This is a genomic window from Mucilaginibacter corticis (assembly GCF_007558865.1).
Taxonomy (GTDB): domain Bacteria; phylum Bacteroidota; class Bacteroidia; order Sphingobacteriales; family Sphingobacteriaceae; genus Mucilaginibacter; species Mucilaginibacter corticis.
This window is the reverse complement of the sequence record NZ_VLPK01000007.1, coordinates 87187-102171: the sequence shown is the minus strand read 5'-3', so window position 1 is coordinate 102171 and position 14985 is coordinate 87187. Positions and strand designations below refer to the sequence as shown.

Sequence of the window (14985 nt, the reverse complement as noted above, 5' to 3'; positions counted from 1 at the left end):
ATGATTAGAAATTAATATTGGCGCCTAACGTGATGGTATGCTGGCCAACCGGTATCCCTCTTGCGCCATATTGCGCTGCCGCAAATTCCGGGTTGATGCCATATTTGTTGGCTTTCCACAAAAGCACATTATTCAACTGCAGTCTTAAGGATGCGCTTTGTATTTTTAACCAGCGTAAGGCTGCTGCGTCAAGGTTGTAGCTTAGGGTAGCCTCATTCAACTTCAGGTAGGATGAGCTTACTACGTTAATATCCGCATCCTGATAAAATGTAGTGCTTCTATCGCCGTAGTTTTCCACCGGCAGGTAACGCGGGATATTTGTTTTTTTCTCATCACCCGGCTTTTGCCAGCGGTCGAGGAAATCAACGTTTAAGTTCCCGCCAAGATCATTGCTGGTAGTGATCATACCGGAATAAAATGTGTTCACATCGCGGCGCATGACCCCACCCAGGTTATAGGTGATATTAATAGAAAGGTCAAATTGCTTATACCTGAAAAAGTTATTAATGCTGCCGTTAAACTTAGGGGTCGTGGTGCCCATATATTTAAGGTCCGTGCCCAGGGGTACATCAGGTTTTTTGGTGGTTTTGCCGTTGGCCAAATACACCAATGGGTCACCGGTTCCATCTAATCCGGCGTATCTGTAGGCAAAAAGTGAATTGCTGGAATACCCCACGGCGTATGAACTAAATAATCTGTAAGAGGGCGAGTTCTCATAACTTTGCGGTACCTGGTATTTAACCAGCTTGTTCGTATTATGCCCCAGAACAAAACCGCTTTGCCATGTAAAATTTGTAGTGGTGATATTCGTGCTGTTCAGGCTGATATTGATGCCATTATTTACCAGGTCGCCAATATTGGTGGTCGCACTTGTTGATCCTGTAAAGTAATTCTCCGGCGCGCTTCCCAGTAAGTCGGTCGTGCTTTTATGATAATATTCGATCGAACCTGTTAAACGATTATTCAATACGCCGAAATCAACCGCCAGGTTGGTGGTATGGGTAGCTTCCCAGCTTAATTTGTTGTTCTGAGGACTTGAAAGATTATAAGCCGGGCCTCCGATTACAGGATAATAATAATTGGGGATTTGTTCTGCACCCAAAACATCATATACCGTACCCGCATTCAGGTAGGGAGAATTACCTGTAATACCATATGTACCTCTTAAAGCCAGCGCGTCAAGCCATTTTGCAGGCGACATGAAATTTTCGCCCTTTACGTTCCACTTACCGCCCATGCTGTAGGATGGTTTATTTTGTGCGGATACATCGCTGCCAAACAGGTTGCTATGATCCCTGCGCCAGCTTCCGTCAATACTATATTTACGATTCAGCGTGTAACTGGCCAATGCGAAATAAGAATTATAACGCGTTACTGTCTCCGTTTCCCGAAATGGCTGCTGAACATAACCACCGTATCCGCCAACCGTACCAAAAACACCCTGGTTAAGCGTGTAATAATCAAGCAGCGGGTAACTTTCCAGTTGCGGATCATAACCATATATCGTTTCCTGCCGGGTATTTGCTTTCCTTTCATTGGCTTCCTGGCCTGCCTGTAATGACAGGAGGTCATTTCCGTCCCTGCCGGAATAGGTATAGGCCAGTTGGTTACGTACCGTCCAGCTGCGCTGGTTATTATTTGAGGGCTGGTAGTACTCGCCGTCAACCGGAATTAAATAAGTTGGCGGGTCGCCCGGCATGGTATTGTTCAATAATTGTTTACGATAGCTGTACGCTTTGTTATTTTGTGTATACAGCATTTCGGTTGGCGATACAGAATAGCCATAAGTACCCAGGTACTGCAAGCCCTTCCAGATCCGGACCGCAGCATTGCCGACCAGGTTGATCGCATAGGAATTAATCCTGTTGTTGGTGTAATCCAATTCGTCCAAAGGCTGGTAGGTGCCCAGGTCAATGCCGCTGGCTGTCGAATATTGTTTGATCACATCCGGTGTCCAGCCGGACAGGTAGGGTAAATTGATATTGTTCCCATTAGCGTCTTTAAACAGCTGGTAGGGCAAAATATCAGGCTCGATCGCGAGCGGGCTTTTTGATGAACTGACATTATCGGCCAGTTGCGCGTCTAACGAAAAAGAAAAACGGTCGTTCGGCGTAAAAGACTGATTAAGATCTATTTTATAAGTACTGCTGTTTTGGCCTATAGAACTGCCATGCGAATCAGTATATCCTAAAGAACCGTAGATGGCATATGTACCGCTACCGCCGGATGCCGATAAGGTATGGCTTGTGGTAAAGGCATTACGCAGCCACAAATCTTTAAATTGTTTGGTATTATCAATTTGTGCCATACTGTCCAGCTGGGCATTGGCACGGGCGGCTGTGATGAGCCCCTGGTTCTGGTTATACAAGACTTGCTGGCTGGGTGCGATCGTATTATAATTGTACGGGCTGTTAATGTCGCTGTACGGAAAGTCTGCCGGGTCAAAAAGTTGTTTGGCAACAGCGATATACTGGCTGCTGCTCATATAACGTTTACGGGCATAGTCAAAATCAGGCTTACCTTCAAAATTCATGAAGCCGTTATAGGAAATCTTTACTCTTTGATTTCGGCTGCCGGCTTTAGTTGTTACGACGATAACCCCGTTACCAGCTTGTGCGCCCCAGATAGCAGCAGCAGCAGCGTCCTTTAGTACGGTGATATCAGCTATATTATCAAGATTCACCGAGCTAAAATCGGGAACTATCACCCCGTTGACCACATATAAAGGTTCGGTGGTCAACCTGATACTGCTTTCACCCCGGATCACCGACTTTTGGGTTTGGGTGCCGGTCGCCTGGTTGTAATTATAACCGTTTTCATAATACGGCGCTACGATCATTCCCGGGATCTGCCCTTCAAGCCTTCCTATCAGGTCCAGCGTACTCGAGCGGTTCGCTATTATTTTCAGATCGGGTTTTGAGAATGAACCAGTGGCGCGTTCTTTTGATAATTTCTGGTAACCTGTTTGTACAAACACTTCTCTTAATTTTGAGGTTACCGCATGGAGCTCAACCCGCAGAAAAGGCATGTTTTTCTTCACCTTGAATGTGTATGTTTTATAGCCGACAAAAGAAATACCTAATTCATCCCCTTCTTCGGCATCTATATAAAACAAACCGTTATCATCTGTAACATACGTTACCTCTGATACAACAGCGACCTGGGCGGTTGCCTGTGGTAAAGATTGCGTTGTTGCCTGGTTCGCATTTGAAGTAGCGGGTACCGCTACAGGTAGACCCGCGGCCGCAGTGCCATTTCCATAGCCACCCGGGCGGTTCTTCCGTTTTATAAAAAAAACTGTGGCGTGACTAAGCGGACGCCCGGTGGTATCGGTAATGATACCCCTGACAGTTATGGGGTCGTCGAACAGGTTCTTTATCCGCTCAACTAATGAGGGGGCCGCAGGTTTTAAAATAATATTGTTTCCTACTATTGAATAGGACACCGGCATATCTTTAAAGCACGCGTCCAGCGCTTCGGTTAAAGAAGCATTGCTTACATGCACATCAATATCAGCTATATTCAGCTTATCTTCATCGTATATAAAGATATAGTTGGTCTGCTTTTCAATTTTTTGCAGCACATTTTCAAGTGATGAATGTTTTTCATTAAGGGTTACCTGGCTGTAACCTTTGGCGCTTGCCTGTACAAGACCAATAATAAGGAGTAACGTTGACAACTTCATAATGCGTAGGAGTTGTTTAAAGTTTGGGCATGCGGCATGCATGACTATCGGAATAGTACGGAATTTCATTACATTTGTGATGTTTGGATTAATACACTAAACTCAGCTCAAATTTTGTTTATCCCGTTTACCGGGAAGGGTTAGTCCAAAAAGCTTTCCGTGGCTGTGCGTCAACACAGCCACGGTTTTTTTGCAATAACCTGTGGTGGTTAAACCTGTTGTCGTAAATAATATACCATAGTTAATTAATTAAGGGGTTAATGATCTGTTAATTATCTTTAGCTGTTTTGCATGATGATGATCTTTTTACCATCGAGCCTGAATTTGATACCCAGTTTAACCAGTATTTCCAAAACGTGCGACGCGTTAGCGTTCCGCTGCACCTTACCTGTTATGGCGGTTTCTGATATTTTACCTTCATAAACCACCTCAACATTATACCACCGTGCAAACTGCCGCATGACGGTTTGCAGGTCGGCGCGTTTAAATCTAAAAAGGCCGTCTTTCCAGGCTACCACTGTTTCTGTATCAGCATTTTTTATTGCTATATCGGCCGCGTTTGAGAGGATAACCGACTCTTGCCCGGGCACTAACATAGCCAGACGGTTTCCTTTTGATACCTTAACGCTACCCTCTAACAGTGTTGTCCGCGTAGCACCTTCATCCGTATAAGCGTTAATATTGAAATGTGTACCTAACACTTCAACCGTCTGGCCATTAGTGCTTACCCTGAATGGTTGTGCCTTATTATGGGCTACTTCAAAGTAGGCCTGCCCTGTAATTTCAACGCTTCTTTCATTACCGGTAAACGTTACCGGGTAACGGATGGATGAGCTCGCGTCGAGCGTGACTTTTGTTCCGTCGGACAAGGTCAGGCTATACGTGCCACCGGCGGGCGTTAGCATCGTATTGTAATCAATAACCGGAGCTAACTGGGATTTTTTAGTTGCCCGGTAAACTATTTTGCCATCTGCGGTTTTATTAATAGCGGCATTGCCCTGGGTGGCAAGCTGCCCGTTGTTGGCGCCTGTTAAAACAAGCTGCTTACCATTATTTAAAACTAAGATCGCCTTATTGCTGCCCGGGGTGGTCGCACTGGCAATTTTTTGAATGATCCTTTGTTGCTGTAACTGCGGGGAATAATTAAAGTAAAGCGCTATGGTGATAAAGATGAAGATAGCTGCGGCCGCTGTTACTTTATACCATGTTTTAAGAGACCTTACTTTTCGAGGCCGGACAGGCAAATTTTTGAAAATTTTATCCAGGTCGGCTTCACAATCGTGATCGCCAAGGTCATCAATTTCCTTTAGTTCATATTGAAGGTACCAGTCTTCTACTAAAGCTTTCTCGCGTTCATTACAGGTACCTGTATTATATCTGTGAAGTAATTGTATGATATCTTGCCGTTGCATAAAATAATTCTAAGATTTCCATCTTTAATTAATACTATGACAGGCGAAAAGTATCCAGGGGTTAGATAAAATCTAAATAAAATAAACTTTATTCTAATTTTAGTTACAATTGGGTAATTAAAACAATATAAATAAGCAAACCGAGGCGAACACGCAATATTTTCAGGGCATTTTTAACTTGTTTTTTTACAGTTTCTTCAGAAATATCCAATTTTTCGGCAATTTCACGATGAGTTAAATGAGATTTCCTGCTTAATTCAAAAACTTCGCGCATTTTAGGCGGCAAAGCGGCAATTTCTTTTTCAATAATTGCTGCAAGTTGCTTTTCGCGCACCAAATAATCAGTTGCGGCCACATATCCGCTTGCATAGTTTAACAAGGAGTCTATATGCTTCGTTTCAACTGTCCGGTGCTCAATAATATTAAGTACCCTGTTTCTGACCGCCGTGTATAAATAGGCAGAGAGTGTAGTTGTTATAAAAACATCTTCACGCTTTGACCATAAACTGGTGAACAGATCCTGTACGATATCATTAGCCGCGTCCCTGTCTCCTAACTTTTTGTACGCATGCGTATGCAACAGCCACTTATACCGGTTATAAATTTCAACATAGGCATTTTCGTCCCCTTCCTGTAACAGGGAAACTAAATCGTGATCAGAAATAGCAGTCAGCGGGATCAATATAATTTAAATATTATACTAATTTAATAAAAATTTAATCATGCCGGAAATTATATCATCATTTTATGAGTAAGATAACGGGTGTGATTTTTTTCCGCATATATATGGTAGACGAGCATTGGGGTGGATATTCGAAACGCTTGATCATGCAATTCCATTGTTTCTAGGGCACCGATTTGTGTTGTCGGATATTGTAAATTGTTTTTCTCTATCGATAAGTTACGAAGGTCAAGGTGTTACGGAATCAATTTATTGCATTCGCGGGTTAGGGTCGGCAATTGCCTCGGAATTTCCAGTACAGTGAGCCTCTAAAAGAATTGGATACCGTTTCTGAGATGATCCTGAACCTGCAGCCCACACAGCTGAAAAAGGACGGATCGGATTTAACAACTTGGTTGTGCCAATTGCAATGCCATTATCATATATATCTAAAGATCAAATACTTAAATTCAAAATACTGTGATTAACTGTTCGGTATTGTTACAACAGTCCGTACAGTATCGAACATTCATACTTTATCTTATTTCACAAAAAAGCTGCGTCAAGAGCTGAACTTTCAGATATAGGCTTGTACGTTAGCATCGATCTTGTCTAAATATACATCAGGCTGAATAATCAGAAACCTGATTCTTTTAAACTCTAATTTTATCTCCTCCCGGAGGCGGTCCGTCGCCTGAGTGATTTCGGCGGTGACAAGACCAGGCTTAAATGCCACAATGAGCATCATTAAGATCTCATCCGGCGACTGGTAGGTAGACATCAGGTGCATCAGGCTAATTACATCTTTATCTTCTTCAACAATTTGCCGGATGCGCTTTTTCGTTTTGTCTTGTATGCCCTCGCCCATAAGTAAACTCCGGCTTTCGCGTGCCAGTATAAGCGATATCACGATCAGGATCAATCCTACCAGCAATGATGCTACCCCATCCAGGTACGGCGCATTTAAAAGATGATTAAGAAAAAGACAAACGGCAACAATCACTAATCCAGCGACGGCAGCGCTATCCTCGAATAACACCAGGAAAGTTGAGGGATCTTTACTGTTGATAAAGGCGCCCCACCAGGATTGCCCCTCACGTAACTTATTGAATTCCAAAGCTGCGATTATCAATGAGGTCCCTTCAAAGACAAGCGACAGGGCGAGAACGATGTAACTCCAATTTGGATCTCCCGCTTCCACAGGATGCAAAATATGCGTAACGCCCTGGTACAACGATATGCCTCCGCCTAAACCGAAGATGAGTATGGACACGACAAAGGACCAGAAATACAATTCCTTACCATAGCCCAGCGGATGATGTTTATCCGGTTTTTGTTTACTCAGGCGCAAGCCCATGAGCAAAAGCATTTGATTGATGGTATCGACAACTGAATGTATGCCTTCAGCGATCATGGCTGCACTATGACTGATGGCACCCGCGATAAATTTGATAACTGCTATCATCAGGTTTGCCAGCAGTGCTGCGTAAATTGACTTGTTTTCTGCGCTCATTTCGTATGGCTATAAGTCAGAAACATGCCTTTATGTTTCCCCTATAGTTAATATTTATATTTCGCACAAAAAATAAGACGTGAAAGCTTCCTACTTCACCGGCATCGGCCCCATATTCATTTCCAACTTACCGCCTGCTACCAGGTCTTTAAAGCTGATAAAATTACCGCTCAAAGCTTTGCCGTTCAGTTTGGCAGATTGGATGTAAATGTTCTTAGCCGAATTGTTGTAGGCATTAATGGTAAACGATTTCCCCTTGTAATAACCGGGGTTCAGGGTGATCCTGATTTGGTTAAACAAAGGGCTGGTCAAGTCTATCCGCAGGTCGGGCGATGTGCCGCCGTTCATTTCAAAAAGGCCCATCGAACTTAAAACGAACCACGCCCCCATCTGCCCTTCGTCCTCATCACCGTTCCAGCCCACGTAAGGCGAATCGTCATAAAAAACATCCAGTATCCTGCGGGTGTAGTATTGGGTAAGGTAGGGTTTCTCTGTATAGTTAAACAAGTAAGCGGCCTGCATATTTACCTCGTTACCCTGGTTAATATAATATTCTGCAGATTGGCCCCAGGTCCTGTCCAACGCGTGGGCGGCAAACTGGTGCGGTTCTGATCTTTTAAAGCCTATCTCCAATCGTTTAAGGAATACATCTTTGTCGATATACTTTACCAGGCCGGGCACATCATGCGGCACATAAAACGAATATTGCCACGAATTACCCTCAACAAAATGATCAACTGAAAACAGGTCGAAATTATCAATGAACTGTCCGTTATCCTTTTTAGGTACCACATATTTGCGTACAGGGTCAAACACGTTTTTCCAGTTGGCAGACCGATTTAAAAAGAATTGGTAATCATCCTGCTTTCCTATGTATTTAGCCATCTGCGCTACGCACCAATCATCATAAGCATAATCAAGTGTTTTTGAGGTCGCGCCTTTTTCTGTTGATATGTAGCCATACTTGGCATAAGCCGAGATCTGCGGATTGCCCGGATATCCGCCGCAGGTTGGCTGCGGCTCAACCTCTACGTTTTTCTTCATGGCTTTGTAAGCGGTTTCGGCATCATTCTTCATAATGCCCTTTAAATAAGCGCTGGTGATCAACGCCATTTCATGCGAACCTTCCATAATGCCCGAATATTCAATACCCGTAGGGCCTTTTGATAGCCAGCCGGTTTTTTCATACATCTCTAACTGGGTGCCAACTAGTTTTTCAACCGTTTGCGGCGATGCCAGCGTCCAAAGCAGGTTCAGGTTCCAAAAAGAGTTCCAGTAAGCATCCCCGCCTATCATAGCTTTCCGGTTTGATGGCAATTGCTGTACATTTTCGCAGGCATCGGTGTATTTGCCATTCACATCACTCATGATCATTTTACTGGTAAAACACCTGTACAGGTTGGTGTAAAATTTTTTCTTCTCGGTTTCTGAGTCGCCCTCGACCGTAATGGTATTTAAGATCTTGCTCCAGGTGGCGCGGTTGGCTTTAACCAGCTTATCAAAATCCCAGTTATAGTCCTTTAACTCGCTATCCAGGTTAATACGGGCCTGGTCTATACTTACAAATGAGATTCCCGTCCTGATCATTACTTGTTCGGGCTTTGAAGTTGGGTAAGTTACATACGCGCCAACATCCTTACTGCCTTTTACCTCATGATCATTGTTGGTTTCCTGCTGATTTACATAGCCATGAAACTGCGCAAAGGGTTTGCTAAATTGCATGACAAAATAAAGCGTGTAATCATTAAACCCTGCTGTTGATGATTTAGCATAGCCCTGGATCTCGGTACTGCTGTTTTTGGTGATCACGGCGTCCTTAATTTCCAGACCATACTCTGAGGGCACGCTTAGCTGCACCATTATGCGGTTTGAGCTATCGGCAGGGAAACTGTAACGTTGTACGCCGGTACGTTCGGTGGCGGTTAGTTCGGCTTTCACATGCGGGTCAAGCAGGTAAACCGAATAATATCCCGGCGATGCATGTTCCTGGTCATGCCTGAACCTTGAATGAAAACCGGCATTAGCACCTTTAAATGGTTCGTCCGGCGATCCCGGTTTCAGGGCCAGGTCACCGTTGGCGGGCATGGTGAGCAAGCCGGCCATTATCCAGCCGTGAATATGTGTAAAGCCATGAATGCTGCCTACCGAATATTCATAACCGCCCTGCCATACATTGCCCTGGTTATCGGGGCTTAACTTTACCATCCCGTTAGGCATGGTAGCGCCGGGGAACAGCATCCACCGGCTGTTTGATGTGCCGATAAAAGGATCAACATAATCTATCGGCGCCTTTTTCTGTGCAAGAACGGGCGCACAGGCATAAATAAATAAGCAAAATAGCAGGACACGTTTTAACAGGCTCATGGTATGGTTTGAATATTTAAAGATAGCTTAAGGCAGGACAATAATCAAAAGCGCAATCTATAGGAAGCATATCATCGCATCAGGGCGTAAGCTCTTTAAAGTGAAAGGCATTTTTGATGATATTTTTTACCAGCTCAAACCCGTTATTACCATTGGTAAACAAGATGATTCCCCGTTTGGATTGTGGTAATAAAATGATCAGCGTTTTTACACCGTCGTCTGCTCCGGTGTGCATCAACAGGTATTCGCCATTTTCCAAAGGGGTCATTACTTCCCAGCCCAGACCCATATTTTCAACTGTCCCGGGTTTCATTTCCACCTGCGGGCTGACCATTTGCGCAAAGGTTTCAGGCGATAAGGCCGTGCCGGTCAATACCGCCAAACCGAATTTGGTGTAGTCGCTGATTGTTGTTACCAGCCAATCTGCCGCAATGGTTTGCGTAATTTTGACCATTTTGATCCGTTCCCCTTTTGTATCATGCGGGTCGGCAAAGCGAGCAGAATCCAAGCGATCGCTCCAGCCATAGCGGGTGTTTTTCATGCTCAGCGGAGTAAACAAAACCGAGTCGGCCAATTGCTGTAAAGATCGATGAAACTTGCTTTCCAGAGCATGCCGCAAATATTCATAGCCTTCACCCGAATAGCTGTATTTTGTGCCGGGGTCAAACATAAACGCCAGCTTTTTATCCGGGTTTTGTGAGCGCCAGTTTGGGAAGCCGGTCTGGTGGCTCAGGATGATGCGGGCAGTTAATCTTTTGTAGCGTTCGTCCGGTTTCAGATCCGGGTCTATCCAATATTTATAAAGTGGCTCATCCAAATCCAGTTTGCCGGCATCGATTAATTTTAATGTAAGCAATGCGGTAACAGGTTTGGTTAACGAAGCTACGTTAAAAAGCGTGTTGATATTGGCCGGGCTTCCGTTAGCTAGCCGGCCGAAAACTTTAGTCTCCTTTATTTTCCCGTTTTCAAATACACTTGCAGCTACAACTGGTACTTTATAGCGTTTCATCAAATCAGGAATGCTATCCAGACAACCGGCCGGCATTTGAACGGGCTTTAAAGTTTGCCCCTTCGTTAACGTTACGCTAAATACGAGTAAGAAAGCAGTGGTATACCAGGTGAATTTATGGCATCTGTTCATCTTGATCCTCTTTTGCGTGATTAGACTGGTAAAACGGGTTATCGGTTACAATCTTTTCCGTTATGTATAACTGTCAGCTGGCGTTTGATTACTTATCCAAAACAGGCGCTAAGCTAACAATCAAGCGACGGTTGCTTGTCTTAGTTCCATCCAGGGCCGAAATTACCGCAATGGCATCATTTTCGCTAGCCATTACCACAAAGGCATAACCTTTGGCTTTGCGCGTCTTTTTGTCCCTAACAAGCTTCATCTCCACAATGTCACCATGCGGCGCGATCAGTTGCGCGAGCCCCATCTCATCCATTTCCAATGGATATCCCCCGATAAATAATTTTATACCCATTTTATGTCAAATGTAATTTTTCGATATCAAGTTCCGAACTGATTTTTTCCTTTTAGACAAATATATAATGACTATCTTGACGGCAGTCAATCGTATTGATCGAACCTATACCTTATCAGAGTACGAACCCTTGGCAGATCTGCCGGGGCTTTTTTTGATCCAAAAAAACCTGCTATTTAAATCAACTTCCCGACAATACGCATGGAAGCGGCTTCACCGAAATCCAGTCCGGAATAATCCGGGTTAAAACCGCCGATAAAAGGCACCGCCATCATATAAATTCTTTCATTGATCTCTCCGGCATCATTGATGATCCGGAAATGGTCGTCAATGGTAATGCCCGGTACGTTCAAGTAATATTCCCCCTTGTCATTACGAAAAACACGCTGATTCCCGTCTTTTAAATAAGCCTCCGCAATGAGCGGATCCTTAAATTTTACTTTCGCAGCTGAAACCGTTTTTTCAGCAATCAAACCGGGGAATGGGATTTCATCATAATTCAAATGCGGCTGGCCTACACAATCGATAAAAGTTTCATAGCTTACAGCTACTTTTTCTCCTGCTTCATTGGTGTAGTGGTAGTTGATGCCGCCCGATTCCCTGGCTTCCACATTACTGTTTTCTCCTACCCTGACCAGTTCTAAAACGCCGGCATCATAGAGCGCGATCATTTCCTCTACCGAGTCCTGCGGTGCAAATGCAATGACAATGGCGATCAGTGGCATTAATGTCTTTTGTAACCTGAGCATATCCTCCGCTGAAAAATACTTCGCAGGATAATTCATCGCAAAACTCAGCACAGCCAGCATTTCTTTCCAGTAAACGGAGCGTTTTAACTTTATCGAGCGTTCCGCTTCCGCATATTCCGCCTTCAGCAACTCGAACGCCGGCGTATCTTCACGCCTGATCATCATCAGTTCCACGAAGTCCTCCAGGCTGAGGTCTTTGATGAGTTCATAGAAATCAGGCCTGTTCGTTTTTATTCCTTCCAGAAAATTGCGGCGGTAGACCTCATCCAGCGGCAAAAAACCGTCATGTGCTGCCTGGATCCGGGCCACTTCGCCGGCGTCCAAAACGGAATCCTTGGACAAGTGGGAATCTTCCAAATGAAACCGTACCGCGGGCAACAGACCATTCCGCGAATGCAATACGATCTTAAACTGCGGGCAGTCTTCACGCAAATGATACACCTTTTTTCCTTCGGCATTTAAGGAAAATGATCCGTTATTCAGCGCGAGCGTGCGTAAGGCATCAATTGCCGTGAGTGAAGAACCACGAATGGCAATCGTATGATTAACCAGGTTGGTCAATTTCTGCGGCGGGTAAGGCGAGTCAAAATAGCCGGGCACGATCCCTTCATTGTGTTTTGGCCAGTAATGCCCGCTGCATACCACGATCTTGTCAAATGTGTATACCGCATCATTTGCGGAACGAAGTTCGACCTGGTTACCGGAAACCGAATCTTTGATGTCGCTGATTTGCGCCTGGTAATGCACCTTCACTTTCAATCCCATTTTTTCCGCCTTTATCAGGAGAAAACTGAACTGCTGGGTCAGATACGCACCAAAAAGCAACCTGGGAAGTACTTTATACGCATTGAAATTTTTTACAGATACATCGTAACGATTGGCGGCCTGATAATTCATGCCTACCCAGTCATCAACGGTGGTGACCAGCTCAGGGATTTCGTTACCGGATACATTAGTGATATGTTCAGGGCAGGCACCTTCCTCACTGTAAGGCATCCCTGCTCCCAGCTTATTTGTCTTTTCAAAAATATCCACGCTGAAATCCGACCGGCCGGTATCCACCAGGCGTTTGAGGATGAACATTGCGCTCGGGCCACCCCCTACAATCCCTATACGCATGACTAAGCAGCTGCGGCTAAGGTCCTGTTTCGCTTACGCGCTTTCCATTTTTTCAGGTCCGCTTTCAGATCAAGAATGATCTTGCGGTCAAATAATTGGATTTGTATTAATTTATTCTCAGTTTTCATACGATTCTTATTGCGAAGCTTAATACATATATCATTCCTAAATATAATCGCCCCATCCTGACCGTATTTTCATTCAGAGAAATTAATTATCCTATAAAGATATGCCTGTTATTGACTGCACTCCGTACAGAATAAACGGCGGAAAGCAGGAGCCACCTAATTTTAACGGAAACAATGCAGGCGCCGGACAGTTATAGCCTTGATGGAAAAACGCAGGAAGAATTACCGGACATGGATCAAAGGGTTAAAATTACGCTACCTGGTCATTGCCCTGTTGATCATTGCTGTGATCGTGGTACGCCTGGCCTTACCGGGTATCGTCAAAAATTACGTCAATAAAAAACTGAATGAGCTTCCCGGTTATACGGGGCATGTCGAAGACATTGATATCCACCTATTGCGGGGTAGCTATGTGATTCAGGGACTTTTGTTAAGGAAAAAGACAGATCCTGCACCCTACCCTTTTTTACAGATAGGCCGGGCAAACCTCGCCTTGGAGTGGGGAGCAATTTTTAAAGGCAGGCTGGTTGGCGTAGTGGCGCTTGACCGGCCCGTGATCAATATTTTGACTACGGAAGAAATAGCCAGAGAGCCATCAAAGGAAAGCTGGACAAAAACCGTGAAAGCCCTGATGCCCATGACCATCAACCGGCTTACGATCACCAATGGAAGGTTTGATTACCGCGACCTCAACAAACAGCCGAACACCGATCTGCATATTGAAAAGATGCAGCTTACGGCGCTTAATTTGGCGAACGTGCAAAAAGCCAGCGATCCTTTACCTTCACAGGTTAACTTCACCGGGATTTCCATCGGAAACGGGAATCTCAAACTGGATGCGAAAGTAAATGTATTGAAAACCATTCCTGATTTTGAGGCCGGCATGCAGCTTACTGGGGCGAACCTGCTCAGCCTGAATGTTTTTTTCGAAGCGAACGCCAAAATGGATATCGAGCGCGGCGGTATCGATATCTTTAGCAAAATGAGCTTAAAAGACGGTGAAATGAGCGGCTATATTAAACCATTCATCAAAGATCTTAAGGTATTGGATGTAAAAAAAGACATCAAAAAGAAAGGCGGTGTACTGCGGGTCGTTAAAAAAGCGGTGGTTGGTTTGTTTGCCAAAGTAGTTACCAACCCTAAAACCAAAAAGATCGCTACCGTCGTTCCGATCAAAGGCAATATCAAAGACCCTAAAACCAGCGGCTGGGCGAGTTTTGTGGGCATATTAAGAAATGCCTTCGTACACGCGTTTCACGAAAGCCTGAGCAGTGAGTTAACGGCACAAAAGCCGGCCGGAGCCCAATAAAACGCAAGCATTAATGTCGATCAGCGCCGCGTTTTAATAAAAGCTCAACGATATGATTTTGGCCAAACAGGACAGCAAAGCCCAGCGCAGTGCTACCGTTAGCGTGCTTTACGTTCAGGTCGGCGCCAGCGTCAATGAGCTGGGTGGCAATATCCGTGTAACCTTTATATGCCGCACCCATCAAAGCCGTGTTCCCGCCTCTATCAGCTGCATTGACATCGGCACCTGACGAGAGCAAAAGCGCCACCGCATTATGCTGGTGATTAAAGACAGCAATGCTGAGGGGCGAATTTCCTTTATCATCCGTGTCGTTCAAGTTCGCACCCCCTTGCAGGAGATCCAGCAGGACGGGAATATCGCCTTCTTTTGCTGCGATCACCATCAGGTTATTTGTGTTAACGGACATTTTCAGGAATTTAAGGTTTTCATTATCGGGGTTTAATTCATGTTTTACTACTTTTTCTTCGGCACAGCGGCAATCTCTGTTTTAGCCGTAGTCGTTTTACTGCTCTGGTAATCTGATGGTCCTTTTTTACCCACCGGGTTTGGCATTTTTTTCTT

The 14985-nt window shown here is 44.7% G+C and carries 11 protein-coding genes; 1 reads left to right on the top strand and 10 read right to left on the bottom strand.

What is annotated here, in order from left to right; translation table 11 throughout:
- Nucleotides 1–4: 4 nt before the first annotated feature.
- The 9 genes from FO440_RS23210 to FO440_RS25015 all read right to left on the bottom strand — a co-directional run bounded on the left by FO440_RS23210 (nt 5) and on the right by FO440_RS25015 (nt 13115).
- A complete protein-coding gene (locus tag FO440_RS23210) occupies nt 5–3685 on the bottom strand; it encodes a SusC/RagA family TonB-linked outer membrane protein (RefSeq protein ID WP_186292773.1) in 3681 nt (1226 codons plus the stop codon).
- A gap of 278 nt (nt 3686–3963) precedes the next feature.
- Complete coding sequence (locus FO440_RS23205) at nt 3964–5097, bottom strand: FecR family protein (RefSeq protein WP_144250703.1); 1134 nt, start codon at nt 5095–5097, stop codon at nt 3964–3966.
- 103 nt (nt 5098–5200) lie between these two features.
- The gene (locus tag FO440_RS23200; protein WP_144250702.1) at nt 5201–5779 is read right to left on the bottom strand and encodes an RNA polymerase sigma factor; all 579 of its coding nucleotides are present in this window, start codon (nt 5777–5779) and stop codon (nt 5201–5203) included.
- 556 nt (nt 5780–6335) lie between these two features.
- Entirely contained in the window at nt 6336–7271 is a 936-nt protein-coding gene (locus FO440_RS23195) for a cation diffusion facilitator family transporter (RefSeq protein ID WP_144250701.1), read from the bottom strand.
- 90 nt (nt 7272–7361) lie between these two features.
- On the bottom strand, nt 7362–9635 hold the full coding sequence (locus FO440_RS23190) for a GH92 family glycosyl hydrolase (protein WP_144250700.1): 2274 nt from the start codon (nt 9633–9635) through the stop codon (nt 7362–7364).
- Between the two features lie 79 nt (nt 9636–9714).
- On the bottom strand, nt 9715–10776 hold the full coding sequence (locus tag FO440_RS23185) for a serine hydrolase domain-containing protein (protein WP_144250699.1): 1062 nt from the start codon (nt 10774–10776) through the stop codon (nt 9715–9717).
- A gap of 88 nt (nt 10777–10864) precedes the next feature.
- Nucleotides 10865–11119: an RNA recognition motif domain-containing protein gene (locus FO440_RS23180; RefSeq protein ID WP_144250698.1), complete on the bottom strand. Its 255-nt coding sequence runs from the start codon at nt 11117–11119 to the stop codon at nt 10865–10867.
- Between the two features lie 176 nt (nt 11120–11295).
- On the bottom strand, nt 11296–12987 hold the full coding sequence (locus tag FO440_RS23175; protein ID WP_144250697.1) for an FAD/NAD(P)-binding protein: 1692 nt from the start codon (nt 12985–12987) through the stop codon (nt 11296–11298).
- A 2-nt stretch (nt 12988–12989) separates the two neighbouring features.
- A complete protein-coding gene (locus FO440_RS25015) occupies nt 12990–13115 on the bottom strand; it encodes a hypothetical protein (RefSeq protein ID WP_262711512.1) in 126 nt (41 codons plus the stop codon).
- A 202-nt stretch (nt 13116–13317) separates the two neighbouring features.
- Between FO440_RS25015 and FO440_RS23170 the strand changes: the two genes are divergently transcribed.
- Nucleotides 13318–14424 carry a DUF748 domain-containing protein gene (locus FO440_RS23170; RefSeq protein WP_144250696.1) on the top strand — a complete coding sequence of 369 codons (1107 nt, stop codon included), beginning with the start codon at nt 13318–13320 and terminating at the stop codon, nt 14422–14424.
- Between the two features lie 10 nt (nt 14425–14434).
- Here the strand turns inward: FO440_RS23170 and FO440_RS23165 are convergent, their stop codons facing one another.
- On the bottom strand, nt 14435–14830 hold the full coding sequence (locus tag FO440_RS23165; protein WP_144250695.1) for an ankyrin repeat domain-containing protein: 396 nt from the start codon (nt 14828–14830) through the stop codon (nt 14435–14437).
- Between the last annotated feature and the right edge of the window lie 155 nt (nt 14831–14985).

Excerpts from the sequence above, each read along its gene's own strand:
- FO440_RS23210 (WP_186292773.1), bottom strand. The coding sequence starts at position 3,685 with ATGAAGTTGTCAACGTTACTCCTTATTATTGGTCTTGTACAGGCAAGC.
- FO440_RS23205 (WP_144250703.1), bottom strand. The coding sequence starts at position 5,097 with ATGCAACGGCAAGATATCATACAATTACTTCACAGATATAATACAGGT.
- FO440_RS23195 (WP_144250701.1), bottom strand. The coding sequence starts at position 7,271 with ATGAGCGCAGAAAACAAGTCAATTTACGCAGCACTGCTGGCAAACCTG.
- FO440_RS23190 (WP_144250700.1), bottom strand. The coding sequence starts at position 9,635 with ATGAGCCTGTTAAAACGTGTCCTGCTATTTTGCTTATTTATTTATGCC.
- FO440_RS23185 (WP_144250699.1), bottom strand. The coding sequence starts at position 10,776 with ATGAACAGATGCCATAAATTCACCTGGTATACCACTGCTTTCTTACTC.
- FO440_RS23180 (WP_144250698.1), bottom strand. The coding sequence starts at position 11,119 with ATGGGTATAAAATTATTTATCGGGGGATATCCATTGGAAATGGATGAG.
- FO440_RS23175 (WP_144250697.1), bottom strand. The coding sequence starts at position 12,987 with ATGCGTATAGGGATTGTAGGGGGTGGCCCGAGCGCAATGTTCATCCTC.
- FO440_RS25015 (WP_262711512.1), bottom strand. The coding sequence starts at position 13,115 with ATGAAAACTGAGAATAAATTAATACAAATCCAATTATTTGACCGCAAG.
- FO440_RS23170 (WP_144250696.1), top strand. The coding sequence starts at position 13,318 with ATGGAAAAACGCAGGAAGAATTACCGGACATGGATCAAAGGGTTAAAA.
- FO440_RS23165 (WP_144250695.1), bottom strand. The coding sequence starts at position 14,830 with ATGTCCGTTAACACAAATAACCTGATGGTGATCGCAGCAAAAGAAGGC.